At 61.1% G+C, this 857-nt stretch carries 1 protein-coding gene; it reads right to left on the bottom strand.

Going from position 1 to position 857, the window contains the following annotated elements; translation table 11 throughout:
• Nucleotides 1–361: hypothetical protein (locus tag GU920_RS19240; protein WP_161768721.1), on the bottom strand; the 361-nt coding region annotated here is incomplete at its 3' end.
• Nucleotides 362–857: the final 496 nt, after the last annotated feature.

Genomic DNA, 857 nt, shown 5'->3' with positions numbered 1-857 from the left:
CCTGGGTGATCGTGCGGGCGGCTTTGTATCCGCAGGGCGTATCGGTCCAGCGATGGCGGTCCATGAGGATCCCGAACCGCTCGACCTGGCTGACGGTCCGGAGGAACGATGCCATGAAGCAGATCTGCTTCTCGGTCTCCTGTGCAACCCGCCGGTTTGTCTTGAGGGTTCCTGGAGGATCGCGACGGGACGATCTGGGCTTGGCCAGAATGCCGATCTCGTCGAGTAGTTCGAGAATGATCGTGCGGGTCAGGTCGTCCGCCGCAGTATGCTCTCCGTTGACGAAGAGGTCTGCCTTGATCGAGCGTGTGGGGGACGCCGAAGGAAGCGGCTGGGTAGTGCTAAGGGGGAAGTGGAACATGGGGGGATCTCCTGTGGATCGGACCCTCTGAAGGACGCCCTGCTAAAGCTGCTCGGTCGTCGCTCTGGGTCAGAGACGCACAGAAAATCGTCCCGTACAGGTGGCAGAGGCACATCTGCCCTGATTGGCGAAAAAACAGGGGTGCGCGTTCGTCTTCGGAAACAGCGCGGAAGCCGACAAACTACGCTACCCCTGAACCCAAAAACTTGCTGGCGATCCAGGACAGCATGTCACCGCGCGCGAATGCGGCAGTTCCCCCGTGGGGGGCACCCGAAAGCCCCCCCATCACATCAGCGCAGGAAATCTCCGTGCGTCGGAGACTAGGTGCAATCACGGCGGCTGAACCTCCAGGTGGCCGTCCGCCGCCATCAGGCCCCGTAGGACAAAACGTGCCTGTTGACCGTGACTCCAGCCCTTTGCTACCCCTTGTTTTACTGAGGCCATCAACGGCAGAGGTGCCCGTAACGGGAACATAACAACAGACCCTGGGCACCAG

Origin of the sequence: Paragemmobacter ruber, assembly GCF_009908315.1 — a bacterium.
Taxonomy (GTDB): domain Bacteria; phylum Pseudomonadota; class Alphaproteobacteria; order Rhodobacterales; family Rhodobacteraceae; genus Paragemmobacter; species Paragemmobacter ruber.
This window is presented reverse-complemented; position numbering and strand designations above follow the sequence as displayed.